This window comes from Caldalkalibacillus mannanilyticus JCM 10596 (assembly GCF_000615945.1).
Lineage (GTDB): Bacteria > Bacillota > Bacilli > Caldalkalibacillales > JCM-10596 > Bacillus_AT > Bacillus_AT mannanilyticus.
Window position 1 is genome coordinate 73,390 of the sequence record NZ_BAMO01000008.1, and the last position, 25,219, is coordinate 98,608.

Below are 25,219 nucleotides of genomic sequence, written 5' to 3' on the forward strand. Positions count from 1 at the left end.
CTTTGAACTAAAAGTGATCTCGTCTGATTCATGGCTTCAGAAAGGGGAATGGTTGATTCAAAATGCTGAAAACAGCCGTGACTCCATGATCATACAATTTCTCAATTCCTTGCCCCACGGAGCCAGCTAAGACAATCGTAGGGACACCATACTTTTGTGCCATTTGAGCTACACCACAGGGCGTTTTTCCATGGGCTGTCTGACCATCGACCTGTCCTTCTCCAGTAATCACTAGATCGGCTTGGCTGATTTCCTGCTCTAGTTTGGTCAGCTCCATTACAACCTGAACACCAGATCTTTGGGGGGCATCTAGAAAGGCAAGGAGAGCCCCAGCTACTCCTCCAGCAGCCCCACTCCCAGGAAGGTGATGTATGGCGATCCCCATTTGCTGAGCGATGACGTTGGCGAAATGCTGTAAGCCGTGGTCTAGCTGGTGAACCATATCAGGAGTCGCTCCTTTCTGAGGTCCAAAGATAGCCGAAGCTCCTACTGGTCCAATCAAGGGATTGTCCACGTCACAGGCCATAATAAAATTACTCTCGGCGAGACGTGGATCGCCATGCTCTGTCGTAATCTCTACGATCCGTTCTAATTCGGCTCCTCCATCATGAATAGGTTGCTTCTCCTTGTCCAATAAGCCAAATCCAAGGGCTTGAAGCATGCCTGCTCCTCCGTCATTCGTTGCACTTCCACCTAAGCCTAAGATAAATCGTCGACAGCCACGATCTAAACCAGCCTTGATCAATTGCCCAAAGCCAAAGGTAGTAGTATAAAGTGGGTTTCTTTCCTTTTCATCAAGTAAATAGAGTCCTGAAGATTGAGCTAGCTCAATGACACAGGTGATTCCATCTCCTAGAACTCCGTAAGCAGCTTGGATTTCTTTTCCCCTTGGATTTTTTACGGTGGCATAGAAGAACTTTCCTCCTGTTACCTCAATGAGACACTGTAGAGTACCCTCTCCTCCATCCGCCATAGGGATGACCTTGACTTGGCTCTGAGGCTGAGCAAGAAGAATGCCTTCCTTCATGGCGTTTCCTACTTCTTGTGCAGATAAGCTCCCTTTAAATGAGTCGGGTGCAACGATCACCTTCATGTGCTAAACCTCTTTTCTTACAAGTTTTGTTAGCTTTAGTGTACTGTATCTTTCTGCGCCTGAACAAGAAGTAAGAAGTAAGAAGTAAGAAGTAAGAAGTAAGAAGTAAGGCGCGGGAGGAAAAGTGAAAATAGAAAAGAACGAAAAAAATCATCATGGTTTTTAGTAGGAGGAATATAATTGACAAGGAATAGAGTTCAGCATACAATATTAAAATGAAAATAAGAATGATTACGAATAGAAGGAGAAAGAGAAATGAAAAAAATAAGTGGTTCAAAAGTGTTTGTGCTTTTCATTGTCAGTGTATGGATGCTCGTCATGGCAGGGTGCACAGCGGAGGAAAGTGGCGGAAATACTGCGCCAAATAGTGAAGTTGAGAATAAGAATGGAAGTTCAGCAGATGAACAGGAAGAGAACAAAAGTGTGACTCTTTTGTACACCTTCAAAGCAACCAGCTTAGATCCTCATAACGGAAGCATTCCGCTTCGTGCTGGAATTACTGAAACCTTAGTGAAGCTGGATGAAAACCTACATATTGAAGGCTGGCTTGCTACAGATTGGAAAATGCTTGATGAACTCACATGGGAATTTGCGCTTCGTGATGGCGTAACCTTTCACGATGGCACGCCATTAACTGCCGAGGCTGCCAAAGCCTCCTTTGAAAGAGGCTCAATGCCAGTGAATCCTTGGCTCGTTCCTTAAAGATCGATTCGATGTCAGCAGAAGGTCAGCTGTTAACAATAAAAACAACAGAGCCTTATCCAGCTCTTCTTTCTGAACTACTTAATCCATCGGCTTCTATTGTGAATGTAGAAGCGGAACAACGTATGGGGACAGAAGCCTTTAACAGTGCACCAGTTGGAACAGGACCATTTAAAGTGAAAAGCTTTGCTCCAGAAATAGAAATCAATCTTGAGCGTTTTGATGAGTATTGGGCAGGAAAGCCTAAGCTGAAGGAAGCCAAGTTTGCCTTTAATGAAGATCCCAATGTTCGTGCTCTCGCTCTTCAATCAGGAGATGCTGATATTGTCTATAATCTTCCTGCGGAAAGCATGGACGTCATTCAAAAAAATGAGAAGTTAACGATTGAATCAGTAGCTAGCTTACGAGTGCATTTCATTTTATATAATCAAAGAAAGGCACAAATGCAGGATCACAAAGTGCGCAAGGCAATCAATCATTTGCTAGATCGTCAAAGTGTGGCAGAGGATATTATGTTGGGGCATGGGACCGTAGCGAATGGTCCTTTCAATAGTAACTTACCGTTTGGCAGTCAAGAAGCTGCCGTGAAGCATGATGTAGCTCAGGCGGTAGCCTTACTGGAAGAAGCGGGATATCAAGCGGGAGCAGATGGCAAGCTCATGAAGAATGGGCAACCTCTAACCGTAGAAATGATTACCTATAGAGGAAGACCAGAGCTTCCGTTAATGGCACAACTTCTTCAATCCGAAGCGGCGAAAGCGGGAATTACAATGAACATTACCACAGTAGAAAATGTCGATAGTTATTTAGTCGAAAACAGTGAATGGGATATCGCCACATACAGTAATTTAAGCGCTCCACGTGGAGACGGTGGATTCTTTCTGAATAGTGCCTATCTACAAGGTGGTTCTCTCAATGCAGGACATATCCATCTGCCAGAGCTAGAGAAGATGATTCATCAACTTAACGCCACAGCAGAGATGGATGAGAGAATTGAAATCACAAAGCAAGCGGTAGACCTTATCAACCAAGAGGTTCCTCATAGCTTTGCGGTATATCCTAATATAATCGTTGGTATGAATAAGCGTGTGGTGGGATGGAAGCCTGGTGCGGAAGAATATTATCTTCTCACTTATCAGCTGGATGTAGAGTAAGTGGCTAGTTGATTACAAAAACGTAAAATATATAGTACCAAAAGAGCCGTGGGGACGAAAGACGTTCTTACGGCTTTCTTTTCTTATGTATCTAATTAGAACATTGTCAAAAATAATTCAATATTTACCTTACAAATTTCTACAAAAAAACCAATCATGCCATGATACAATAAGGTGGATCAAAAAAAGACGAAAATCGTTTGTCTGTGGAGAAGCGACACTCAAAAAAAGAAGAAACAGGTCGAAGAAATAGAGAGAGAAACCTGAATGGAAGGAGTCTATCAAATGAGCAAGGAAGAGAAAGCCATGTTAGTATTAGATCCTCAGCAGGATACACAAGGGATGAACTATAGTGCCTTGATTCCAAATCAAGCACAGCTATACCAGCATAAGGAGAAAAAAGAAAACCAACTTAGATGCGAGTATACCTTAGAGAAAACTCATGGGAATCCTCGGTTATATATTAATCTATGTGAGTATCCAAAAAGCTAACGACTGACCTTCATTAGATAGCATTAGATCGTTAGGATTATAAATAGATCATAAATCATAATAAAAATAAGAATAGCCTGTCTACTAGGACAGGCTATATTGCATGGAGGAAATATTCAATCAAGCTTTGTTGGTTATTTTCTGCTCCTTACTCACTTCTACACGTGTATTGCCCATAAATAGAATGGTGATCGCCGCTAGAGAGATAGGAATTAAGGCAAGCAGAAAAGTATAGGTGATCGAGCTGGCGATTGCTGCTGCGATTTGATCGACAATCGTATCAGGCAATAAGGCGCGTTGATCAGGTTGAAAGATTTGTTGTGGCTCCTTTAAATCAATCAGAGGGGCTCCAGAAGCATCATATAAGTCCTGAACGTTCTCAAACGCTTGAATATTATTGTTGAATACTTTGTTCTGAATCGCTCCGAATATAGTTACGCCAATCGTCATCCCTAGAGAACGAATAAAGGCATTTGTTGAATTAGCTGAACCGCGGAAACGAGGCTCTATATGATGGATGGAAGCAGAAGGCAATAAGGAGAAGGAGAACCCCACCCCAAAACCAGCGATGACCATATAGAAAATTAACAATCCACGCGCCGTATCCTGCGACATTCCACTCAATAAAAACATGCCGAGAAAGAAGAAAATAACAGAAACGATCATGAGATTACGAAAGCTTGTTTTGGTTTGTGACATCCCTCCAATCATACTTCCTACTACGGAGCCAAGCATCATCGGTGTTAGAACAAATCCTGCGTTCGTGGCAGAGCCTCCACCCACTGCTTGAACAAAGATCGGCACAAAGACAGCTAAGATAATAAACGTGCCTCCATAGAGAAAAGCTATGATTTGCGAGGTGGCATAAAGCCGGTTTTTAAACATCCAAAAAGAGATAATAGGCTCATCCACTTTTCTCTCAACAAGAAAAAAGAGAACCAGAAATACCGTAAAGATACTAAATAAGCTGATAATCTGAATGGAATCCCAAGCATAGGCTCTGCCCCCTAATTCTAAGGCAAACATTAAGCTCACAACGGAGATGATCAGAGTGATCGCACCAGACCAATCAATTTTGTGTTTTGAATGTTCATGCGTTTCCTTATAGTAGCGGACAATAAAAAATAAAGCCAGAACACCAATCGGTACATTAATATAAAAAATCCAATGCCAGCTAATTAAATCGGTAATCAAAGCCCCTAATAGAGGTCCTAGTACACTTGCCGTACCAAAGACAGCTCCAAGTAACCCTGTCATCTTGCCCCGATTCTGCGGAGGAAACAGGTCAAAGACAATGGTAAAAGCAATAGGGAGCAAGGCGCCTCCTCCGATTCCTTGAATCGCCCTAAAAATAATAAGCTGCTCCATTGTTTGCGCCATTCCACATAGCACAGAGCCAAATAAAAAGGCAGACAACCCAAAAACGAAGAAACGCTTACGTCCGTACATATCAGATAGCTTCCCGTAGATGGGCATTCCTGCCATAACGGCAACCATATAAGCGGCAGTGACCCAGACGAAGCGGTCAAAGCCTCCTAGATCTGAAACGATCGTGCCCATAGCGGTAGCGACAATGGTATTATCCATGGCAGCCATGAGTATTCCAAGCAGTAAGCCTGCGATGACGAGCTTTCGATTACTATCCTCTGAAACCATACTTTTCTCCTTTCTTTGCTGCACATTTTTTGTCATGTCCTCGTATTCCTGATAAAATCAATCTGATGGAAGTCTTCTTTATAGTAAGCGAATGATCTTGGTAAGTAATAGAAATAATCATAATCAGGAGGGTGCGCTTTGTCAAGAAATTCAGCGAAGCCCTTGGATGGTTTGTTTGCCATGATATCATCTTATAGAACAAAGGGATAGGAAGGGAGCAGATGCTCATGAAGCTGACAGTTACTCCAGCAGCAATAGAATGCTTTAAGGAACAGTGGGGATTTAAAGAGGGACAGCATATTCGCTTTTTTGCAAGATATGGTGGGTGCGGATCGGTCCAAGCCTCTTTTTCTATGGGAATTGCCCAAGAAGAGCCCAAGGAAATCGCTCTTTCTACTGTTGAGCAAGGAATGATTTTTTACGTTGAACAGGAAGATATGTGGTACCTAAATGGTCAGAATCTACACGTGGATTATCAGCCTGAAACGGAGGAGATTCACTTTCAAGTGTTGTAAGTTCAAAAACCTGCTAGTCAAAATAGACGGGCAGGTTTTTGCTTTCTACAAAATCGGAGAGAGGAGCGAGAAACGGACTCCTTCAGCCGGATATAAAAGGAACGCTGCATATATAATGCTGGAGTTAGTTCTGTAGAGTGGAGAACATCCTCTTCAAAAATAGCCGTGAGTTGTTCAGCCGTATCGCTATGATAGAGGAAGGCATTGACTTCAAAATTCAAACGAAAGCTGCGCACATCAATGTTTGTTGTCCCGACAGAGGCAACTTTACCATCAGCGACTATGGTTTTAGCATGTAGAAAGCCATGCTGGTAAATATAGATCTTAGCTCCTGCTTTCAGCAATTCCCCAGCATAGGAATAAGTGGCCCAGTAAACAAAAGGATGGTCAGGCTTATTTGGAATCATTACCCGCACATCCACCCCAGAAAGGGAGGCAATACGCAGGGCTTCTAAGAAGCTATCATCGGGAATAAAGTAGGGAGTCTGTAAGTAGACGTATTTCTTGGCGGAGAGAATCGTTTTGATCAATCCATTCTTGATTTTCTCCCATTCGGTATCGGGTCCGGTAGACACAATTTGGACTCCCGTATCGCCGTAGGTTTTCTTACTAAAATAATAGTAGTCCATGAAGGCGACCTTTTGTTTGGAGGCTTGATTCCAATCTAACATGAAACGCGACTGAATATTGTTCACTGAATCGCCGATGATTTTCAAGTGAGTATCTCTCCAGTAGCCGAATTTGGGATGAAGCCCTAGGTACTCGTTGCCGATATTAAACCCGCCAATATAGCCAATCCGCCCATCAATAATAACTAGTTTACGATGATTTCGGTAATTGATTCTCAGGTTCAAAAAAGGGATTTTCGCCGGAAAAAAAGGTTCTAAGAGAGCGCCTGACTGCCGCAGCTTGTGAATGAAGGATCTCGTTAGTTTTCTAGAACCGCGATCATCATATAGCAGTCGTACCTCTACACCTTCCTTGGCTTTCTTCATTAGTGCCTGAGCAATTTTTTCTCCCAACTCATCACTGCGAATTATATAATAGAGCATATGAATATGTTCTTTAGCGGATTCGATGTCCTTCAGGAGCAGATCAAACTTTTGCTGCCCATCTGTCAGTATTTGAACCTCATTATTTTGAGTGAGAGGAGCTTCATCATGATTCAGGTTCATATAGATTAAATCGCGATACTCTTCAATGATTGAACTCTGGAATTGAGCAGGGTTGGTTTCTAATTGCTCCATCTGCGTACGCACGGCTTGTTTGATATAGGGTTGTACTTGCTTATCCCACTTAAAGATTCTTCTTCGACTAAGGTTTTGACCAAAAATAATATATAAGATGAAGCCTAAAATCGGGGTAAAGTATAGGATCAATAGCCATGCCCAAGTTGCACTGACATTTCGCCTTTCCAGAAAGATCACGATGATGGCGAGCAGAATATTAATGATACTGACAAATCCTAATAGGGTACTCAGTTGAAAATCAAACATGACTTCACACTCCGGTCATTGTCCAGATTCATGTACGGCTTGAATATAAACCCATAAAGGAGGGGTATGATGATCCCATTCATTCAGGTTATGGATCGATTAGCAAGTGGTAAAAACGTCCTTATTTTTTTGGGTACTCAGCTAGTATGCCAGCTTCTCCTTCTCTTTGGAACGGGGAAACGCATTGAGCAAAAAGCAGGAGAGCCCATTCTTGATCTCCGCTTTCAGTATACCCATGAGCAGGTGATGTTCTTTTTTACCCAGTTAGGAGAGGCTGGGCGTGCACTTCACCTGTATAATCAGCTCCTTGATTTCGTCTTTCTGTTCTTTTATTCTATCGGCTATGCCTTACTTATTATGTACCTTGTCAAGAAGTTGAACAAAGAAACAAGCTGGATCTCCTCAGCTTGCCTGCTTCCTTATCTGCTTGCTTTTTTTGACGTGCTGGAAAACACGGGGATCATCTGGATGCTCAGGGCTTATCCTGATCTCTCCATAAATCTAGTCTATGTCGTCAACCTTTTTTCCATCCTCAAGCATCTAGTCACTCTGATTGTATTGGCGACCGTTCTTCTTCTTGCTCTTCTTGTCGCTAGAAAGTATCTAAGGGAAAAACAGCAAGAAAAAACAAGTAGAAGGTAAGGGTTTTAGTCGGGGATCAAGAGGGTGAAACAATGCCTTTTTCTTCTAGGAAGGAATAGACCTGCTTAATGTTAATAATCCCTTCTGCCGCGATTTCATCTTGAATGACAATAAGAGGATAGAAAAACTCTTCATCAATAACTCTTTGAGCTAATTCCTTCTCTTTTTCGTTTTGTGGTTGATAGATATCTACATATTTTATATGAAAGGAAAGGTTTTCATATTTTCTGTTGAGCGCAGAGTCTAACCATTCTGCGGTATCCTTGGAAGAAGGAGCACCCACACAACTGGCACAAATTTGCTCAGCTCCGTATACGTATACATCAATGTTTTTCATCATAGCTAACGCCTCCCGTTCGTTTGGGTAGAGCCTAAACTCTACTTAGTATCTACAGTTCAGTTTATCATTCTCCAGTGCGGTTTGGGTATTTTTTTCACAAGAACAGGCGTTGTTCTAGAAAGATTCTCTTACGTCCCTACCCCATTAAATTCGCCTTCAAAAAATGATCCACCACATAAGCGGAAGCACCCAGAGCGGAGGAGTAGGAGGAGCGTTCGGTAAAAGTGATTTGTACATTTTCCCGCATATAGCAGAGTACGCTTCTCGATTACCTCTAGCAGCGGTTGCTCAATCCATTCCTTTGCCATCGCTAGCCGATTGCCCATAATGATGTGCTGCGGATTAAAGGTATTAATAATCGTATTAATGCCGACACCAAGGTAGTAGCCAATCTTGTTGAACAGCATGATTGCCTTCTCTTCCTTCATGCTCGCTAAATGGATTAATGTTTCCAGAGTGATTTCCTGCTCTGGAGGAAGAGGAAGCTCTGCCTGCGTGGCTTCACGTAGAAGTGCCGCTTCTGAGGCATAGAGCTCCCAGCATCCCCTACTGCCGCACTTACATGAGCGCCCGTCAGCTTCCACCACCATGTGCCCCATTTCACCAGCAAAGCCATTGTTGCCTCGATAGAGCTCATTTTGCAGAATCAGCCCTACCCCAATTCCGATTCCTCCACTGACATAAATCATATTGTCCACTTCTTTTCCCACTCCAAATCGTTTCTCTCCATAAGCTCCTGCATTGGCTTCGTTCTCAACGATCACAGGAAGGGTAAAGTGCTGTTCGAGATCTTTTTTTAACTCGACATTTCTCCAGCCTGCATTGGGAGCGATAAGGATGCGTCCTTCGTGATCAACAATCCCAGGGGCTCCAATTCCAATTCCGATCACCTGATAAGGACTTTCAGGGGCAGCTTGGATCAGCGAATGGATCATTTCTTTCAGTGCTTGGAGAGTCAACTCATAGCTTGAAGTGGTGATGCTGACTTTTGCTTCATGAATCATGTTCCCTTGAAGGTCTGTGAGAATACCCAGGATGTAATGGACACCTAGATCAATTCCGATAGCATAGCCTGCATTCTGATGAAACAGAAGCATAACAGGTCTTCTTCCCCCACTTGATTCTCCTGGTCCTGTTTCGTAACATAATTGTTCTTCGATCAGCTCGTTCACTAAAGAAGATACGGTTCCTTTGGTTAACCCTGTGTATTGGGCAATATCTGCCGTGAAAGAGGGGCTTGTTCTTTAATCATGTGCAGGACAAGTGATTTATTGCTTAATTTAACGGTTTGTTGATTCCACGTCATTTTCTATTCTCCCTGAAAAGTGTTGTTATTCTACGATTCTCTTTCTATTCTTATTCTCCTTTATACCATGTTCTCAATACTTTGACAAACTTAGTTCATTCACTAGACAAACTAAGTTAAAGGTGCTACACTTAGTTCAATGGATAAACAAACATAACAAACCCATAGGAGAACCCTTAAATGAAAGGGTTTACACGATAAGGGAGGGGGAACCGATGTGATACAGACTGAAGAACAAAAGGATGTTCAGATCAAGTTGGCTAGAGTGCGATCCTTGCTTGAGGAGGAAAACGCCGAGGCTGTCTTTTACCGAAGAATCGATCATTTCGCTTGGTTAACAAGCGGGGGAGATCATGGCATTCCCTATAACAGTGAAAAAGGAGAATGTGCTCTCCTTGTTACTCGACAAGCTTTTTATCTCCTGACCAATCCTATTGAAAAAAGAAGAATTTTAGAAGAGGAGCTTCATGCTCTCGAAATTGAAGTCGTTGAATATCCGTGGTACGAATCAGTAGAAACAAAAGCTCACCAATTGGTAGGGCAAGGGAAAATCATTTCGGATTCCGAGGGGGCAGGAATGACGTTAGAGCCCTTCAAGCTGGCACAGCTACGGTTCTCCATGACCTCTCTAGAAAGAACAAGGTATCGCTATCTGGGGTCAAGGGCGACTGAACTACTGGAGAATTACTGCATGAGTGTGCATCCTGGGTACACAGAACGAGAGCTGGCAGCTGGCTTGAACAAGATCCTTCAATTAGAAGGATTGATGCCCACGGTGACCTTAGTTGCTTGTGATGAGCGAATCGATCGCTACCGTCATCCTATTCCGCAAAACAAACGTTTTGAACGAAGCTGTATGGTGGTTTCTTGTGTACGCTACAAGGGATTAATTGTGGCATTGACTCGAATGATTCATAGAGGTCCGCTTTCTGTTGAAAGGAAGGAAACTTTTCTAAAAACCATAACAATCGATGCCGAGCTGATTACCGCTACTAGAGAAGGAATGGATACCGCTTCTTTTTTTGACCATATCAAAAAGGTGTACGCCGAGGCAGGCTATCCCGAGGAATGGAAGCTTCATCATCAAGGAGGAGCCATAGGATACCAGAACCGTGATTACCTTCTGACTCCATCGACTTCATACAAAATGGAGAAGCACCAAGCCTTTGCTTGGAATCCTTCTATTACGGGAGCAAAATCTGAAGATACGATCATAATCGGGGAACAGCAAGCGGAAATCATCACCACTTCTCCTAGCGGCTGGCCCAACATGAAGGTGACCGTTTCTTCAGGGCAAACCCTTTCACGACCCCTGATTTTGGAAATATAGACATAACCACAAAACATATATATTGGAGGGAATAAACATGAGTTATTTTACTGCGATACAGCCGATTCAATACGAAGGAGCCACATCTCGAAATCCCCTTGCTTTTAAACACTATAATCCTACAGAGCTAGTTAATGGACGAACGATGGAAGAATGGCTGCGTTTCGCCGTTTCCTATTGGCATACATTCACGGGAGATGGATCAGATCCATTTGGAGTAAGCACGATGCAAAGACCTTGGAACCATTATCAAGGGCTGGACTTAGCCAAGGCGCGGGTAGAGGCGTCCTTCGAAATGTTTGAGAAGCTGAACGTCCCCTATTTCTGCTTTCACGATGTAGATGTGGCACCAGAGGGAAATACTCTGCGAGAAACCTATCGAAATTTGGATAAAATCGTGCAAATGATCAAGGAATATATGAAAACGAGTCGGACGAAGCTTCTCTGGAATACAGCCAATTTATTTACGCATCCTCGTTATGTTCATGGAGCGGCTACTTCTCCCAATGCTGAGGTCTTTGCTCATGCTGCGGCGAAGGTAAAAAAAGGTCTGGAGATCGGAAAGGAACTGGGTGCTGCGAACTATGTTTTCTGGGGTGGGCGTGAAGGGTATGAAACCCTGCTTAATACAGATATGAAACAAGAAGTAGATCAGCTTGCCCGTTTCTTTCATTTGGCTGTCGACTATGCCAAGGAGATTGGTTTTGATGCTCAATTCTTAATTGAACCTAAGCCGAAGGAGCCGACCAAGCATCAGTATGATTTTGACGTGGCTACTGGATTAGCCTTCTTACAAAGCTATGGCTTGAAGGAACATTTCAAATTTAATATAGAAGCAAATCATGCCACATTAGCAGGGCATAGCTTTGAGCATGAGCTTCGAGTGGCACGAATCAATGGGATGTTAGGCTCTGTTGACGCGAACCAAGGAGATCTCTTATTAGGCTGGGATACAGATGAGTTCCCGACAGATCTGTATTCGACCACCTTAGCTATGTATGAAATTCTTCTGAATGGAGGGCTTGGTTCAGGTGGGCTTAATTTTGATGCGAAGGTGCGCAGAGGCTCTTTTGAACCGGAAGATTTATTCTATGCTCATATTGCTGGGATGGACAGCTTTGCCGTTGGCTTGAAGGTAGCCAATAAGCTGCTGGAAGACCGAGTCCTAGAAGACTTTATTGCCGAACGTTACCGCAGTTATACGGAAGGAGTCGGTCTAGAGATCATGGAGGGCAGAGCCAATTTGCACACCCTTGAAAAGTACGCCTTAGAGCAAACAGAGATCAAGAACAGATCAGGCAGACAAGAGCTTCTTAAAGCAACCATTAATCAATATATAATAGAAGTAAAACGTTAATAAGGGTGGAAAGAAGGGTGGAAAGAGATGAAATATGTCATCGGTATAGATGTAGGCACCAGTGCAGTTAAGGTTATATTGCTTGATCAACAGGGACGGGTTTGTCAGGAAATATCTAAATCGTATCCGCTTCTGCAAGAAACCGCAGGGCATAGCGAACAGAATCCCGAGGTGTGGGTGGACCAGACAGCAGAAGCACTTCGGGAGTTGGCAGGGCAAATGACCGAGCCTATAGAAGCGATTGAAGGCATCAGCTTCTCTGGACAGATGCATGGGCTTGTTCTGCTAGATGAACAGCAGCAGGTCCTGAGAAATTGCATCCTCTGGAATGACACAAGAACCACAGAACAATGCAAACAGATCTATGCGCAAGTGGGCGAAGAAAAGCTTCTCTCGATCACCAAGAACCCCACGCTGGAGGGCTTCACCCTGCCCAAGCTGCTCTGGGTTAAGCAACATGAGCCGCACGTATGGAAAAAAGCAAAGATTTTCTTATTGCCGAAGGATTATCTGCGCTTTCGTATGACAGGGCAGATTCATAGCGAATATTCGGATGCGGCGGGAACCCTTTTGCTAGATGTCGCTGAGAAGAAGTGGAGTCAGGAAATCGCTTCTCTCTTAGAGATCCCAGTAGAGCTCTGTCCCCCTTTAGTCGAATCCCATGAGTGTGTGGGTACATTATCTACGGAATTTGCTCAGCACACAGGTCTCTCTCCACACACTAAGGTATTTGCAGGAGGAGCAGATAATGCCTGCGGAGCGATAGGAGCTGGGATCTTATCTGAAGGCAAAACCCTATGCAGTATTGGAACATCAGGAGTGATTCTATCCTATGAAGAGTCCAAGGATCGAGAGTACCAAGGGAAGGTACACTATTTTAATCATGGGCAAGAGAATGCCTATTATTCGATGGGAGTTACCCTCTCTGCGGGATATAGCTTACAGTGGTTTAAGGAAGTCTTTGCGGGGAATGAAGGCTTTGACACCCTCTTCCAAGGAATTGAGCACGTACCTATTGGCTCCAAGGGGCTTCTCTTTACTCCTTATCTTGTCGGGGAAAGAACCCCGCACGCAGACGCTGCGATTCGAGCCAGCTTTATTGGGATGGATGCGTCTCATCAACGAATCGATTTTATTCGTGCGGTTCTTGAGGGGATTACCTTCTCTTTACTAGAATCTATTGAGATCTTTCGCAAGAAGGGAAAACAAATCGATACCGTGATTTCAATTGGCGGGGGAGCCAAGAATGAAGCGTGGCTCCAGATGCAGGCAGATATATTTAATACGAACATCGTGAAGCTTGACACTGAGCAGGGTCGCTATCGGAGCAGGAATGTTGGCAGCATATGGTTGCAAATGGTATTCTACTCTTGAGGAGTGTGTGAATCTGTGTCTTTCTACCGCACACACCTATGGGCCGATTCCCGAGCATGTAGAGAAATACCAGGAGCTCTATCCGCTATATCGTCAAGTCTATACGCAGACGAAAGAGCTGAACGAAGCACTACAGGTATTTAGACGGTGAATTCGGTCTAGAATAGAAGGGTTATCGCCCAGAATAGAACGTAAAAGATAGGAAGCGAGAGAAAGAATAGAGGAGGTATATAGCATGTCCATTGCATTGCAGGAATCTACTCAATTACACAATGGTGTTCAAATGCCTTGGCTTGGTTTAGGTGTTTGGCAGGTGAAAGAAGGAAATGAAATCGTGTCGTCTGTTAAGCATGCCCTGCAAGTGGGGTATCGCAGCATTGATACCGCAGCGATTTACGGCAACGAAGAAGGCGTAGGAAAAGCGATTGCTGAAGCAGGAATTCCACGAGAAGAGCTCTTTGTTACAACGAAAGTGTGGAATGCCGACCAAGGCTATGAATCGACTCTACAAGCTTTCGAGGAAAGTAAAAAGAAGCTAGGCTTAGACTATATTGATCTCTACCTGATTCACTGGCCCGTCAAAGGCAAGTACAACGATACCTGGAAGGCGTTAGAAAAGCTCTATAAGGATGGGCAGGTCCGAGCGATTGGAGTGAGTAACTTCCAAATCCATCATCTACAGGATCTAATGTCCCAGAGTGAGATCGTCCCTATGGTCAACCAAGTGGAGTACCATCCTTTATTAAATCAAAAAGAATTGCTTGCGTTCTGTCAGGAGCATAAAATCCAATTAGAAGCATGGAGTCCATTAATGCAAGGAAATCTGGACTTGCCGTTATTACAAGAGCTAAGTGGAAAGTATCAAAAATCAGCAGCCCAAATCGTCCTGCGCTGGGATCTACAAAATAAAGTAGTCACCATTCCTAAATCGATTACAGCTCACCGAATGGAAGAGAATGCTCAAGTCTTCGATTTTGAATTATCCACAGAGGATATGGCGAAGCTTGATGAGTTGAATCAGAATCGCCGATTTGGTCCTGATCCTGATAACTTTGATTTTTAAATCGTCATATAAAATAGAGGTTCATTAAAGTGAAAAACTGTAACTGTATCAAATCTATACCATGATACGGCTACAGTTTTTTGCTTTTTTAGGGTGCGAAAGTTTATATTTTCCTAAAAAAAGTCTATTTTGTTATGTTATATCGGATTACTCGGAGAAAAAAATAAAAAATTTCATGGCGCAACAAATTTCGACAAAATTTTCTATAGAACGATGGTATTATATCAAGAGTGTAGAAATTCAATGAATTTAGAAATATATGGATTGTGATGTCAGAAAAAGGATGGACATGGAGGTTTTTGACGTGGGAAGTCGTACAAATAGAGTTCGCTTAGCCATTGTTTTGGGAGTCGTTTCTGCTGTATTCATTATAAGTGGAATCGCCAAGCTGCTAGGCTTCTAAGCATAACAAACAAGAGATAGCGACAGGTTTAGGGGGAAATTATGAGTACAGTACATTTAGTGGTTGCGGATGCCAATCAAGAGTATGTAGACCTCTTGTTTCAATACATCCGAACTTCAGAAGAACATCATAAATTTATATTAAAATCTTTTTCAACCTCTGAGAATGTGACTAGATTCCTAGATCAACACAAAGGTGCTTACCTTCTCTTGGTGACTCCAGAATTGTTGCCACCAGAGCTACATAAAAAAGACAATGTGATGCTGTTAGTGGAAGATCATCAGCCACATGAAGAATATATAACCATTAATAAATTTCAACCTTTAAATTTGCTCTTATCCAAGGTTTGGGCTTTTCACCTAGAGAAGAATGGGTTAGCCATTTCTCATCAGTTTTTAAGTAAAAAGACCAAGATTGTTTCTTTTTACTCGGCAAGTGGAGGAGCAGGGAAAACAACTGCAGCGATCAATTTCTGTAATCAAGCTGCCTCGCAGGATTATCGAGTGTTCTACCTTAATTTAGAATTATACCATTCGGTTCACTCTTTATTTCCAACAGAGGAGAAGGCAGAAGGTCTTGACACCTTGTTGTACTATGTGAAAAGTCGCTCAAAGCAACTCGTAGCGAAGATAGAAGAGTTGAAACAGACCCAAACCTTCACCAAGATTGACTACCTCTCTCCAGCGAATGGTCAAGAAATGCTGGATCTAACCAAGCAGGATATAGAGTTCTTGCTCCAAGGGTTCATTGATCTGGGCTCCTATGATTTTATTGTCCTTGACTTAGAATCGAGTTTGCATGAGCGCATCGTCCAATCCCTTCAGATGAGTGATCTGATCATCTGGGTGACCGTCGATGATCTGTTTCAAGTAGATAAAAGCAAACAAAGCATCGAGCATTAGAACAAATCGCCAAGGATGATGAAGGAAAAATCTATCGAAATACGACCTTCATTGTGAATCGTTATACGGGTCAGAGCTATAATCGGGAGCTATATGAAGAGTTTGCGATTAAACTGGAGCTGCCTTACATTCCTGAATGGAAAAATGTCATGCAAAGCGACCGACTGTGGTCTTCAACTCCTTATAATGAAGCCATGCTCAAGCTGTTTCGGTTTATTTCTCCCAATGAATAGGAGTGCCTAAGATGACAGATATGGAAATCGTTCAGAAACTAAAAGCAAGGATACGTGAAAACCTAGATCTATCTAGCTCTACCTCGGATGAAGATTTATTTGAACAGATTGAGCAAGTCGTCTTTCAATATGCGAGGGAGGAGTACCTTACAGCCAGTGAAAAATCTGATTTAGTTAAGCAAATTTATAGTTCTTTTCGTGGGTTGGACGTCTTACAGCCACTTATTGATGATAACACAATCACGGAGATTATGATTAACAGTGCGGATGAGATTTTTATCGAGCGTGACGGGCGTGTTGTTCAAGTACCGCTTCGCTTTGAGAGTCAAGCACGATTAGAAGATATTATTCAGCTTATTGTGGGAAAGGTCAATCGGGTGGTTAATGAATTTTCCCCTATTGTAGATGCCAGGCTGTTAGATGGCTCGCGTGTCAATGTTGTGTTACCTCCGATCGCTTTGAAGGGACCTACCATGACCATTCGTAAGTTCCCCGAAAGCCCGATGACAATCGATATTCTCATCGGAAAAGGCTCTCTTCCCAGAAGTGCAGCAGATTTTTTGCGCTGTTTAGTGGAGGCAAAATACAATATTTTTATTGGTGGGGGAACAGGGTCAGGAAAGACAACCTTCTTAAATGCCTTGTCCAATTTCATTCCAGAAGACGAGCGGATTATTACCATCGAGGATTCAGCAGAGCTGCAAATCAAGAATGTGAAGAACCTAGTCGCCATGGAAACAAGAAATGCCAACGCTGAGGGAAAAGGGGAGATCAGCATTCGTCAACTGATTAAGTCCTCTCTGCGTATGCGACCCAATCGAATTATTGTCGGAGAGGTGCGTGGCGCTGAAGCGCTCGATATGCTCCAAGCCATGAACACAGGTCATGACGGCTCTCTCTCCACAGGTCATGCCAACTCCACCGAAGATATGCTTAGCCGCTTGGAAACCATGGTTCTAAGTGGAGCTCACCTGCCTGTCGAAGTGATTCGGAAGCAAATCTGCTCCGCAATTGACATTATGGTGCATCTCACGCGAATCCGAGATAAATCAAGGCGAGTGACAGAGATTAGTGAAATCATTGGGATGGAGAATGGGGAAATCAAGCTCAACCGCCTTTATGAATTCGTCGAAGAAGGGGAAACCGCAGACGGAAAGGTCATTGGCGAATTGAAGCATACAGGAAATACATTGCATGATACGATGAAGCTACGAATGGCTGGAATACGGGACCTCTCGTACTAAATCGTTTAACGAGATAAGTAGGTGAAAAGATGAACATGGATATTATTCTGATCGCTCTAGTTGCGGTGATCGTCACCATAGGGATCTTCGTGATCCTAGATCGGAAAAAAAAGAACGAGAAGACAATAGATGAAATAGAAAAGCAATCGCCCACTACCATTAAGACCAAGCCTGTGGCAGAGGGGAAGCTCGCGGCTGTAGATTATGGAGTCTATATCATGTCAGCGGGAGAAAAAATCTTTTATATTCTGGTCTCAGGAGCTGTCTTCTTTCTCATTGGCTTCATATTTTATCAGAACCTTATTGTTTCTGGAGTGCTTGCACTATTAGGTTTTTACTATCCGAAGCTACGAACTAAGCAACTCGTAGAAAAGAGAAAGCAAGAGCTTTCCATTCAATTCAAGCATGCCTTATACTCCTTAGCTTCTGCCTTAGCCGTCGGAAAATCGGTTGAAAATGCTTTTCGAGATATTGTAGAGGATCTTAAGATGCTCTTTGGACACACAGATGTTCATATTATTCGTGAGATCGAACTTATTAATAGAAAAGTAGAGAATGGCGAAACGATTGAGAACGCGATTGCTGATTTTAGTGCGAGAGCCAAGCTCGAAGATATTCAAAGCTTCTCTGACGTCTTTATTACCTGCAAACGCACAGGTGGAGATCTAATAGAAGTGATCAGAAAAACCGCCAATATTATTGGAGAAAAGCTAGAGATCAAACAAGAAATATCAGTCTTAATTGCTCAGAAAAAATTTGAATCGCAAATATTAACAGTTGCCCCTCTAGCATTTGTTGCCTTACTCAGCTTTTCTTCACAAGAATATATGGAGCCGCTCTATCAGCTGAGGACTGGGGGAGTCTTTGTTATGACGGGTGCCCTCATCGGAGTTGCTTTTGCCTATTGGTTAAGTACAAAAATTATGAATATCAAGGTGTGAAACAATGCTAATATTACTATCCATTGCGGCTCCTCTCGTTTTATTGGTTCTCTTTCTAGCTGTTAGTGCAGGACAGCAGAACAAAGAAATCGTAGCGAACTATCCCAAGGATTTTAAGCTGCTAGGCTTAGCGCCTGCTTCCCTTCGCTTACTAGAGATCCTGCGTATGAATGAGAACAGCTTGCTTTATCGAAGAGTTCATCAGAAGATCATTCTGATCTATGGACTGAAAGATGGAATTTATTGTACCAAAATGTATTTGGCTCAAATCGTATCAGTGCTTATGGTTGTCTTGTTCGGAGGTTTAATCGTTGGGATATTGGATGGAGGAAACATTGAAGTCTTGTATTTTGTCCTGATTGTTTTGCCGATTATAGCCTATGCCCTGATTCGCGAACTAGAAACGAAAATCAAGAAACGAAGAGAAAGTATATTACTAGATTTAACGGAGTTTGTCAGTAAGTTAGTCCTCCTGATTAACGCGGGAGAAACCATTCAAAAAGCGATTCTGCGTTGTATTGAACAGAAAGAAGAGATGGATGTAAGCCCATTCTATACCGAGCTTCTTGAACTGAAGAATGAATTACAATTGAATCGCTCTTTTGCTCAAAGTCTAGAGGATTTTGCTAAAAGATGTGGAGTGCAGGAGGTTTCTGTCTTTGTAACAAGTGTCCTTCTTAATTATCGAAGAGGAGGCAATGAACTGGCAGACTCCTTACGTGGTTTATCCCATGAATTATGGGAGAAACGTAAAGTATTGGCGAGAACAATTGGGGAACAAGCATCTTCTAAGCTGTTGTTCCCTATGGTCCTGATCTTTTTAATTATTCTTGTCATTATTGGCTATCCAGCCATGCAAATGATGAATTAATAAGGTTATTACATTCTGTAAAGGAGGTGAGATGGATGTTAAACGCAATAAAGAAGTTCTGGAATGATGAAGAAGGTTTGGGGACATTAGAGATCTTATTAATTGTTGCTGTTTTAGTAGGGCTAGCTGTCCTATTTAGAAAAAGAATTATTGAGTGGGTAAACAAAGTAATCGGTGAAACAGGTGATTACCTCGAGCAAGATAAAAAGGTAGAAATCAAATAGTAACTAATCTACCAAGTTACTAGATTTCACTAACATCAGGAGGCAGAAGAATGCAAATTAAAAAAAGAATTTTCACAGGGATTGTTGTATCAGCGGTGGCATTAGGAAGTGTCATGGGCGCTGGTGCAAGCTCTTTATTAGAAAACATTCAAGCACAGCTTAACCATGAAATTAAATTTGAACTAGATGGAAAAGGCTGGACGCCTAAAGATCAATCTGGGAAAAGAATTGCTCCAATTTCTTACCAAGGAACTACATATCTACCTGTACGAGCGGTATCCGAAGCGGTTAATGTCGCTGTAGACTGGGATAGTAAGACGAAGACTATTACTTTAGGTGAAAAGTCTACTTCTGTTCTAATTACAAAGGAGCCAATTAAAAAAAATAATCGCGCAGATATTACGACAGATAAGGCATTTACTATTCAAAATGGTAAGGATTATAAAGAGGGTATAATCATAAGAAACCTTACTATGTCGGAAAGTCATACTACTCTAATACCTAATGGTAGATATCAAGTAGCTAGTCTTACTTTAGTAAAAGTTAATGAAACGAATAGGGAAGTTAAAGTTAAAATATTTAATGGAGAAACCCTATTAAAAGAAATTACTTTAACAGATGCAGCGGATCAAAATATCCAAAATATTGAAATTGAAATCGGGGGAATAAAAGAGCTTAAGCTTAGTATGAGTGGAGAAACATGGGGTGAAAACGAAAACGTGTTTCTCACCGGCTCTTATCGCTAATATTCTTTAAATAATTAGCTAGTCATTAAAATGATTAAACCAAACCGCTGAGCAATCAATGACAACATCAGCGGTTTGGATCACACATCTATAGGAGAGAGGATCGTATCGATCGATGAACATATTTCAATTTAGAAAAGACGAGAGAGGTAGTTTTACGATCGAAGCGGCCATCATATTTCCAGTTATATTTTTTGTCACTATTATGTTTATCATCTTTAGTCTCTATATTTACCAAAAAGTCCAGCTGTACTACATAGCCAACCAAATGGCTGAAAGAGCTGCCTATGTGTGGAGTAATAGTCACAAAGATCCTATAACAGGTGAAATACAAGGCGCTTCAGGAGCGATAACTCCTGATAACACCAAAGAATTTTTGAACAGAAATCAACGAGATGGCTTATACTGGCGAGTTGGTGAACTCTTGGGTATCGTGTACGGTGCCGTGACAAGAACGGAATCCCCCGCCCAAACCGCCATGAATTTTAGTAAAGGAAGTGCGGTCGGAGCCTCAAGTTCTAAATCTGGGGAGAAGCTGACGCGCATCATCGACTCTGGAATGCTCCCGGCAGGAGTATCAGGCAATATTACATACAAAAACTATGTTGTATATCGCAGTATTGAAGTAGAATTATCCAATCCTTTGAAGCTTCCTCCCTTCTTGGAAAAGATCGTAGGAAATTCAGTAAAAGCACAGGCTACATCGACCATCACTGAACCAGTCGAATTTATCCGTAATGTTGAATTTGTCCGCATGTATTCCAAGCGAGTCAAAAAACATTTTTCGAACCAAAGTCAAGTCGAATCCCTGATGAAAGAATAGAATAATAGATGACCCGGAGGTATTACATTGAAGTGTTTGATGAGAAAAGAAAAGGGATCTGTAACGATCTTCTTAATCATTATAATTGCAGCTGTTTTTTTCTTTAATGCCGTCTTAATTGACTATGCACGAATTATGGCAGCCAACAAACAAGCAGAGCTGGCAACCAAAGCAGCACTTCGTTCAGTAATGTCTGGATTCGACTCGACGTTGCTTCACTCATATGGACTGTTTGCCCATGATTTAACTGAGGAGGAACTAGATCAACTCATCGAAGATATTATCAAAGGCAATCTAGCGGAAAAAGAGGAAGGCTACTTTCAATTTGTTGATACACAATTTAACGACATTACAGTATCACGAAAAGGAGAAATTGCCCGTCCAGACATCTTTGAATACCAGATTCTAGAGGACATGAAATACAAAGCCCCTGTAGAATTTACTATAGAAGTGGTGAATAAGCTGGGACCGCTGGCGAAAGCCCTGAAAAAATCCACTGAAACTGTAGAAGTGTTAAGTGAAATAGACAAAATCTATAAAAAACGCGAAGATCTAATAAAAAAGATTGAACAAAATAAAAAGCAGGTAGATGAAAACACAAAGCTATTAATCGCTGAAATGGATAGGCTCCTACCCAATAGGCTACCCTATGGCTTAGAGGGGTTTCCAGTAGCGAAAGAGGACATGGAAATCGTCGTTGTAGAGAAGTTTAGTGACATTATCTATGGTTATCAGGTATACGTCTATAATAAACTATTCTACTATCAACAGCTCCAAGACAATGCTAGTAAAGGTTCTGAGGAAGAAGTAATCTTTGGATTCTATGAAGAATATGAAAAAAATGTTGCCCGTTTCTGGAGCAACCAAAAGGTAAGTAAGCTTATCGATGATAATATCAAATTGCTGACTAAACGAAAAGAAATGTTGACTGAAGCCAAGGAGCTTAATGCGAAAGTAAGAGCAGAAATTGAGAAAGCAGGAAGCAATCCAGATCTGGCTAGTTATGATCGAGTTGGTAACGAACCGCGTCAATCGGCAGGTGAAATGAGCCAAGGGGATACCGAGAAATTAAATGGCATTACCGGTAATGCGGGTTCAACTATCCATGTGGATGAAGACGAATGGTACGACAAGTATATAGAGGAAACGGATAAGCAGATTAAGGTCTTGGAGGAATTGGAAGTCCATTACACGAACTATAAGAAACGTTCGGATCAGGAAATTCCAACCAGCAGAAATCCATCGCCCGATACTGCCCGATCCATTGCTAGCTCGCTCTATAAGGAATTAAAAAAACTGGAAGAGTTCTATATCCAGTTCAAAAAGAATCCATTTGAGATGCCTGCACGTGAGATGAAGGGAGTACCATTGGATGAGAAAGAAAAAAAGAAAGCAGAAGAGGAGGCGGAGCTTGGTCTGAAGGAAGTACTGCGCATTCTTGAAGTCTTACAATCTATAGATCAAGCAGCAGGCGAAGTGCGTAATAATTATAACCGGCTAGAAGGGTATCATTCGAGCTATTCACAGTTCTTGCAAGAGTTTAAGAGTATTCAAGAAGACCCTGCAAAACAAAAGGTAAATGATGACCCTAAAAAAGCCACAACGCAAGCTACCGACCAAATGACGACCCTATTTAAGGGTATTGCTAATCTCTTAGAGGATATGCGAGATGAGTTGTATGTCAATGAGTACGCATTACTCTACTTTAATAATTTTGACAGCTTAAAAAAACAAATTGACTCTTTGAAATTAACCAACTCCTTGTCTTCCCTTGGAAGTGGAGAGGAAGTTGATGTAGAGCAATTTACTACAATCTTAGAGGATTTATCTAGTGTCATTACGATTTTTGATGTAGATAAACAAGAGGTTGAATATATTATTAATGGAATGCATAGACCGGGAGCAAATGTAGCTCTTACCTATACTGAAATATTTTTAATTAGACTTGCAATTCGTACTTTGGAGGGGTTAGTACAAAATGCGTCATTTCATCCATTAGTCGCATTTGTGAAAGCAATAGCTTATGGGATTAAACATTCTGTACAAGATATGATTAAGTTGTTGATGGGTGAATCTATTGAGCTTTCGTCTTTATTACCCCAAATTAAGACCACATATAAAGATTATCTTCGTTTACTTTTACTACTTCATTTAAATAGAGAGAAGAGGTATGTACGAATGCAATCCTTAATGAGTTACCGTGAGGGGGATAGCTCTGATGGTGGAGGTCAAATTACTTTTGATTTAAGGGAAAAAAATACGTATTTTGCAGTAGAAGCTGAAGCTTCTGTAAAACTATGGTTTTTACCAGGTATCGTGCGTCAACTCAATGTAGTAGGGGTATTAGAAGGTAAATTGGATGAGGAAAATAGGTATATTATTCAAAAGAAAGTGTCTAATTATTACTAAATTGTAGAAAGAAGGGATAAGAATGGTTCATTTAAAGAAAATATTGTTATTAATGGTTATATTATTGATCAGTATAAGTGTATTGAGTGCATGTGGTAGCGAAGATTCAACCTCTGATGCTATAGGAAATGAAGTAGAGTCAGCAGTGGATAACACAGAACAAAAAAAAGAAAAGGGAAAGAACGATTTTAATGAGGTTGAGTTAGAGATTATAGGTGAAAAAACAAAAAAAAGCGATTATTTTGAGATTACACTACATTCAGCAAAAATCGCTGATCATATAGAAGATTACACTTTTGATGATGGAGAATTACGAAGTGCATTTTCAGGAACTGGTAAATTCTTAATAGTTGATGCTAGTGTAAAAAGCATAAAAATAGATGATGGTTTTACGAAATTACCCCACTTTTGGATAACTGATGAAGAAGGAAGTACCAGTCAAGCAGGTGCAGTAATTGATGATATTGATGATAAAATACAAGGGTATAGATATACTGAGGTAGGACAAGTAAATGAAGGAAAGTTTTATTTTGTAGCACATGATTTAGAAAAATATACTTTGATAATAAATAACTATGACAGTAATGATACAAGTCTTAGTTGGGATTTTAAAGTTAAAGAATAGAAATTTGAAGTGAAAAAGAACGGCTAATTCCCGTATCGAAAGGATTATCAACGAAAGGCGATGCGGGAAGAAAGCTAACGACAGTAAGTAAAGAGGAAAGAAAAATGGAAAATAGTGAAATTGTCTTATATGTTCTTTTAGGAATATTTTTGCTCATTGCATTCTATACGGATGCACGAACTTCAAAAATACCCAATTGGTTAACAGTAAGTGGTGCAGCAATAGGTTTTCTCTACTATTTAATTGTAGATGGATGGGGTGGCTTGCTCTTTTCCTTTGTCGGTTTTTTAGTAGGGTTTGGAGTCATGTTTGTTTTATACCTCATCAAAGCCATAAGTGCTGGAGATGTTAAATTATTTGGTGCTATCGGGGCATTAACGGGGCTTGAAATTACATTGTATGGAATGATGTATTCCATTTTTTATGCGGCATTTATAGGGATCATTATATTACTATTTAAAAAAGAATTTTGGATTAGAATTAGAAATATTTTTTACCGTATTCTAAATTTAATTATGTTTCGAGACTATAAATCAATCGTAGCGATTGATAAAAAAGAAGCAATGACATTTCCGTTCATGTATGCTGTTTTACCAGCCATGATCACAACAATATATTTATATATAACAATATAGAAAGAGAAGGGGCAAGGAAGTATGGGAAGGTTTAAAAAAGAAGATGGAAGCATCACTTTAGAAGCAGCGCTTGTCTTCCCTTTCTTCATATTCTTTATCATATTTTTAATAACCATGATTCAATTGGCTAGAGTAGATATTGCACTAGAGAATGCTGTGTCAGAATCGACTAAACAGATCTCAACACATCTGTATCCGGTCTATACCAGTTATGATTGGTTTTCACAAACAAAATATGGGAAGAAGACCCATGAAATATATGATAAGGTTTCTGATACAGCGATTAAGGCTGACAGTATCCTGACAGAGTATGAAAGTTTGTTTCCAGAACCTATACATTTGTACACTCAAAAACGCGATCAAATGATAGGGCATGTGAATGAGGCTGTCTATAGTGCATTCAAACCAGCCGTGGTTGCCTTTGCTGATGAGAGTATAATTGATCCTGAACGGTTAAGAGTCACTGGCATTACAGCACCAAATCTTAGAACTAAGGATCGATTATATTTTGGAATAGAGATAGAATACACCTTTACCTTCCCCGTACCTTTCATTGAAAAAGATGTAAAGATCAAAAAGAAGGCAATGGAAAGGGTATGGATAGGGAATCCCTAAGGTTGGAAAATGAGAGTATGTATTTGAT

Annotated in this window: 25 protein-coding genes and 1 pseudogene; 21 read left to right on the plus strand and 5 right to left on the minus strand. The window is 41.3% G+C overall.

All coding sequences use genetic code 11. The features are described from left to right. Nucleotides 1–28 precede the first annotated feature (28 nt). On the minus strand, nucleotides 29–1,093 hold the full coding sequence (locus tag JCM10596_RS24290; protein ID WP_369345610.1) for a glycerate kinase family protein: 1,065 nt from the start codon (nucleotides 1,091–1,093) through the stop codon (nucleotides 29–31). A 255-nt stretch (nucleotides 1,094–1,348) separates the two neighbouring features. Here JCM10596_RS24290 and JCM10596_RS30770 point away from each other — a divergent pair, with 255 nt between their 5' ends. The 3 genes from JCM10596_RS30770 (at nucleotide 1,349) to JCM10596_RS06750 (ending at nucleotide 3,441) form a co-directional block, all read left to right on the plus strand. Beyond that, the gene (locus tag JCM10596_RS30770) at nucleotides 1,349–1,795 is read left to right on the plus strand and encodes an ABC transporter substrate-binding protein (RefSeq protein WP_267879674.1); all 447 of its coding nucleotides are present in this window, start codon (nucleotides 1,349–1,351) and stop codon (nucleotides 1,793–1,795) included. Nucleotides 1,796–1,806: 11 nt separating this feature from the next. Continuing rightward, nucleotides 1,807–2,949, plus strand: coding sequence for an ABC transporter substrate-binding protein (locus JCM10596_RS24295; RefSeq protein WP_267879675.1), 1,143 nt, complete (start codon nucleotides 1,807–1,809; stop codon nucleotides 2,947–2,949). Between the two features lie 285 nt (nucleotides 2,950–3,234). Further along, entirely contained in the window at nucleotides 3,235–3,441 is a 207-nt protein-coding gene (locus tag JCM10596_RS06750) for a hypothetical protein (protein WP_148302525.1), read from the plus strand. Nucleotides 3,442–3,561: 120 nt separating this feature from the next. On the opposite strand, the gene JCM10596_RS06755 is transcribed toward JCM10596_RS06750, so the two are convergent. After that, nucleotides 3,562–5,097 carry an MDR family MFS transporter gene (locus JCM10596_RS06755; RefSeq protein ID WP_025026459.1) on the minus strand — a complete coding sequence of 512 codons (1,536 nt, stop codon included), beginning with the start codon at nucleotides 5,095–5,097 and terminating at the stop codon, nucleotides 3,562–3,564. Nucleotides 5,098–5,324: 227 nt separating this feature from the next. Here JCM10596_RS06755 and JCM10596_RS06760 point away from each other — a divergent pair, with 227 nt between their 5' ends. Next, entirely contained in the window at nucleotides 5,325–5,612 is a 288-nt protein-coding gene (locus JCM10596_RS06760; protein WP_025026460.1) for a HesB/YadR/YfhF family protein, read from the plus strand. A 17-nt stretch (nucleotides 5,613–5,629) separates the two neighbouring features. On the opposite strand, the gene cls is transcribed toward JCM10596_RS06760, so the two are convergent. After that, entirely contained in the window at nucleotides 5,630–7,108 is a 1,479-nt protein-coding gene (gene cls / locus JCM10596_RS24305) for a cardiolipin synthase (RefSeq protein WP_051541209.1), read from the minus strand. Between the two features lie 69 nt (nucleotides 7,109–7,177). On the opposite strand from cls, the gene JCM10596_RS06770 reads away from it, so the two are divergent. Then, entirely contained in the window at nucleotides 7,178–7,750 is a 573-nt protein-coding gene (locus JCM10596_RS06770; protein WP_025026461.1) for a hypothetical protein, read from the plus strand. 16 nt (nucleotides 7,751–7,766) lie between these two features. Here JCM10596_RS06770 and JCM10596_RS06775 read toward each other — a convergent pair whose 3' ends face one another. Both JCM10596_RS06775 and JCM10596_RS24310 read right to left on the minus strand, forming a co-directional pair. Beyond that, complete coding sequence (locus JCM10596_RS06775) at nucleotides 7,767–8,090, minus strand: YuzD family protein (RefSeq protein WP_025026462.1); 324 nt, start codon at nucleotides 8,088–8,090, stop codon at nucleotides 7,767–7,769. A gap of 128 nt (nucleotides 8,091–8,218) precedes the next feature. Continuing rightward, nucleotides 8,219–9,262 carry an ROK family protein gene (locus tag JCM10596_RS24310; protein WP_369345611.1) on the minus strand — a complete coding sequence of 348 codons (1,044 nt, stop codon included), beginning with the start codon at nucleotides 9,260–9,262 and terminating at the stop codon, nucleotides 8,219–8,221. Between the two features lie 351 nt (nucleotides 9,263–9,613). Between JCM10596_RS24310 and JCM10596_RS06785 the strand changes: the two genes are divergently transcribed. The 16 genes and pseudogenes from JCM10596_RS06785 to JCM10596_RS06865 all read left to right on the plus strand — a co-directional run bounded on the left by JCM10596_RS06785 (nucleotide 9,614) and on the right by JCM10596_RS06865 (nucleotide 25,191). Then, entirely contained in the window at nucleotides 9,614–10,726 is a 1,113-nt protein-coding gene (locus JCM10596_RS06785; protein WP_025026463.1) for a M24 family metallopeptidase, read from the plus strand. A 37-nt stretch (nucleotides 10,727–10,763) separates the two neighbouring features. Then, nucleotides 10,764–12,083 (plus strand): xylose isomerase, encoded by a 1,320-nt coding sequence (xylA, locus tag JCM10596_RS06790; protein ID WP_025026464.1) that lies wholly within the window; start codon nucleotides 10,764–10,766, stop codon nucleotides 12,081–12,083. A 27-nt stretch (nucleotides 12,084–12,110) separates the two neighbouring features. Continuing rightward, nucleotides 12,111–13,608: pseudogene (gene xylB / locus JCM10596_RS24315) on the plus strand (xylulokinase). Between the two features lie 84 nt (nucleotides 13,609–13,692). Further along, on the plus strand, nucleotides 13,693–14,520 hold the full coding sequence (locus JCM10596_RS06800) for an aldo/keto reductase (protein WP_025026465.1): 828 nt from the start codon (nucleotides 13,693–13,695) through the stop codon (nucleotides 14,518–14,520). 444 nt (nucleotides 14,521–14,964) lie between these two features. Continuing rightward, a complete protein-coding gene (locus JCM10596_RS06810) occupies nucleotides 14,965–15,825 on the plus strand; it encodes an AAA family ATPase (RefSeq protein WP_025026466.1) in 861 nt (286 codons plus the stop codon). A gap of 53 nt (nucleotides 15,826–15,878) precedes the next feature. After that, a complete protein-coding gene (locus tag JCM10596_RS06815) occupies nucleotides 15,879–16,058 on the plus strand; it encodes a hypothetical protein (protein ID WP_025026467.1) in 180 nt (59 codons plus the stop codon). 11 nt (nucleotides 16,059–16,069) lie between these two features. Further along, nucleotides 16,070–17,302 (plus strand): TadA family conjugal transfer-associated ATPase, encoded by a 1,233-nt coding sequence (locus tag JCM10596_RS06820; RefSeq protein WP_025026468.1) that lies wholly within the window; start codon nucleotides 16,070–16,072, stop codon nucleotides 17,300–17,302. Between the two features lie 29 nt (nucleotides 17,303–17,331). Continuing rightward, nucleotides 17,332–18,243 carry a type II secretion system F family protein gene (locus JCM10596_RS06825; protein ID WP_081791935.1) on the plus strand — a complete coding sequence of 304 codons (912 nt, stop codon included), beginning with the start codon at nucleotides 17,332–17,334 and terminating at the stop codon, nucleotides 18,241–18,243. 4 nt (nucleotides 18,244–18,247) lie between these two features. Continuing rightward, on the plus strand, nucleotides 18,248–19,114 hold the full coding sequence (locus JCM10596_RS06830; RefSeq protein ID WP_051541210.1) for a type II secretion system F family protein: 867 nt from the start codon (nucleotides 18,248–18,250) through the stop codon (nucleotides 19,112–19,114). A gap of 35 nt (nucleotides 19,115–19,149) precedes the next feature. Beyond that, nucleotides 19,150–19,338: a Flp1 family type IVb pilin gene (locus JCM10596_RS06835; protein WP_034680722.1), complete on the plus strand. Its 189-nt coding sequence runs from the start codon at nucleotides 19,150–19,152 to the stop codon at nucleotides 19,336–19,338. Nucleotides 19,339–19,388: 50 nt separating this feature from the next. After that, nucleotides 19,389–20,084: a stalk domain-containing protein gene (locus tag JCM10596_RS06840; protein ID WP_025026472.1), complete on the plus strand. Its 696-nt coding sequence runs from the start codon at nucleotides 19,389–19,391 to the stop codon at nucleotides 20,082–20,084. A 115-nt stretch (nucleotides 20,085–20,199) separates the two neighbouring features. Beyond that, complete coding sequence (locus JCM10596_RS27585; RefSeq protein WP_025026473.1) at nucleotides 20,200–20,907, plus strand: TadE/TadG family type IV pilus assembly protein; 708 nt, start codon at nucleotides 20,200–20,202, stop codon at nucleotides 20,905–20,907. Nucleotides 20,908–20,934: 27 nt separating this feature from the next. Continuing rightward, on the plus strand, nucleotides 20,935–23,316 hold the full coding sequence (locus JCM10596_RS06850; RefSeq protein ID WP_025026474.1) for a hypothetical protein: 2,382 nt from the start codon (nucleotides 20,935–20,937) through the stop codon (nucleotides 23,314–23,316). Between the two features lie 22 nt (nucleotides 23,317–23,338). Continuing rightward, on the plus strand, nucleotides 23,339–23,941 hold the full coding sequence (locus tag JCM10596_RS06855; protein ID WP_025026475.1) for a hypothetical protein: 603 nt from the start codon (nucleotides 23,339–23,341) through the stop codon (nucleotides 23,939–23,941). A 104-nt stretch (nucleotides 23,942–24,045) separates the two neighbouring features. After that, nucleotides 24,046–24,576 (plus strand): A24 family peptidase, encoded by a 531-nt coding sequence (locus tag JCM10596_RS06860; RefSeq protein ID WP_025026476.1) that lies wholly within the window; start codon nucleotides 24,046–24,048, stop codon nucleotides 24,574–24,576. A gap of 21 nt (nucleotides 24,577–24,597) precedes the next feature. After that, a complete protein-coding gene (locus tag JCM10596_RS06865) occupies nucleotides 24,598–25,191 on the plus strand; it encodes a TadE/TadG family type IV pilus assembly protein (RefSeq protein ID WP_025026477.1) in 594 nt (197 codons plus the stop codon). The last annotated feature ends 28 nt before the right edge of the window (nucleotides 25,192–25,219 follow it).